This window comes from Chamaesiphon sp. OTE_20_metabat_361, from assembly GCF_031364565.1.
In genome coordinates, this window is sequence record NZ_JANLWO010000414.1 from 1 (window position 1) to 1,852 (window position 1,852).

At 46.4% G+C, this 1,852-nt stretch carries 3 protein-coding genes; all 3 read left to right on the forward strand.

What is annotated here, in order from left to right; genetic code table 11:
* Window positions 1–1,056, forward strand: a 1,056-nt coding sequence (bchB, locus tag RMO35_RS12040; protein ID WP_309741489.1) for a ferredoxin:protochlorophyllide reductase (ATP-dependent) subunit B, incomplete at its 5' end; no start/stop codon positions are given.
* Window positions 1,057–1,228: 172 nt separating this feature from the next.
* Window positions 1,229–1,681 (forward strand): endonuclease domain-containing protein, encoded by a 453-nt coding sequence (locus RMO35_RS12045; RefSeq protein WP_309741490.1) that lies wholly within the window; start codon window positions 1,229–1,231, stop codon window positions 1,679–1,681.
* A partial coding sequence (locus RMO35_RS12050; RefSeq protein ID WP_309741491.1) for a thiamine pyrophosphate-binding protein occupies window positions 1,678–1,852 on the forward strand: 175 nt, incomplete at its 3' end. The genes RMO35_RS12045 and RMO35_RS12050, both read left to right, overlap by 4 nt.

Consider the following 1,852-nt stretch of genomic DNA (forward strand, 5'->3'; position numbering starts at 1 on the left):
ACCGAGAAGACGGCGAAACCTTCGGTAAATATCATCGGGATTTCTACTCTGGCTTTCCATAATAACCACGACTGCACCGAACTCAAAAAGTTGATGGGCGAGTTGGGAATTACCATCAATGCAGTTATCCCCGAAGGCGCGACAGTTAGCGAACTCAAAAGTCTCCCCCAAGCCTGGTTTAACCTGGCTCCCTACCGCGAATTAGGGCCGATGACGACAGATTACCTTGCGGCGGAGTTTGGGATGCCCTGCGTCGATATTACCCCAATGGGCGTGGTCGAAACCGCCCGCTGTATTCGCAAGATTCAAACGATCCTGAATGCGGGTGGTGCGGATGTAAATTATGAAGATTTTATCAACGAGCAAACCATTCACGTTTCCCAAGCAGCTTGGTTCTCACGATCGATCGATTGTCAGAATTTAACTGGTAAAAAAGCGGTAGTCTATGGTGATGCTACTCATGCCGCCGCAATTACCAAAATTCTCACCCGCGAGATGGGGATTCATGTCGTGTGGGCGGGGACTTTTTGTAAGCCCGATGAAGAATGGTTCCGTAAGGAAGTTGAAGGATATTGCGATGAGGTAATTATCTCCGACGATCATGGCTTAATTGGCGATCGGATTGCAAGTAGTGAGCCGTCGGCAATTTTTGGGACGCAAATGGAACGCCATGTCGGTAAACGTTTGAATATTCCCACGGGCGTAATTTCGGCACCCATTCACGTTCAGAATTTCCCGATCGGTTACAAGCCATTTTTGGGTTATGAAGGCACGAATCAAGTTGTAGATCTGATCTACAATTCGTTCACATTGGGGATGGAAGATCACCTACTCGAAATCTTCGGCGGACACGATACTAAGGAAGTAATTACTAAAGGTATCTCGGCTGATTCTGACTTAGGTTGGAATAAAGAAGCCCAAGCAGAACTGAATAAAGTTCCTGGTTTCGTGCGCGGCAAAGTCAAACGGAACACCGAGAAATTCGCACGCGATCGGGGTCAGGATGTAATTACTTTAGAAGTAATGTACGCAGCTAAAGAAGCTGTTGGTGCATAGGGAATTACCCCCCCACCCCCCCTTATAAAGGGGGGCTTTTACGGCTCCCACCCCTGTCTTGTCTCGCTTCCTTGCGCGGGTTCCCCGCGCGGAGCGAGCCGCTTTATAAGGGGAGGGCTGGGGTGGGGTAAAGATCTACGCAGCAACTCTAAAATCTCAACAAATTCGATCGATGACGGAACTATACAATAAAACCTCCGAAAAAGATAAGCGACAATATCTTCGGAATAATATGCCGCCCGCCGAGCAACTAGTTTGGGCAAGATTGAAGGGTAGACAAGTAGAAGATTGCAAGTTCCGAAGACAATATAGTGTCGGTGCTTTTGTTATCGATTTCTATAGCGTTGAAATTAAACTAGCGATCGAGATAGATGGAGATAGTCATTTTCGGGATGGTGCAGATGTTTACGATTTAGAGCGGCAGTCTTTAATTGAAGCTGCTAGAATTCAGTTTTTGAGATTTACGAATACGCAGGTATATGAAGAGTTGGATGCTGTAATTGAGTTAATTTCACAGATGATTTGTGATTTGCGAGAATTACCCCACCCCAGCCCTCCCCTTTATAAGGGGAGGGAGCAAGAAAAGCCCCCCTTTATAAGGGGGGTTGGGGGTAATTTTTCATGAATCAACTGTGGGGATATTTAATAGTTGAAGAACTAGTCAGAAATGGTGTTGATTATTTTGTCATTTCTCCTGGTTCTCGATCGACACCATTGACTGTAGCGGTAGCTCAAAACGCGCAAACAAATAAGATTGTATGTTTAGACGAGAGAGCGGCGGGTTTTCATGCGATCG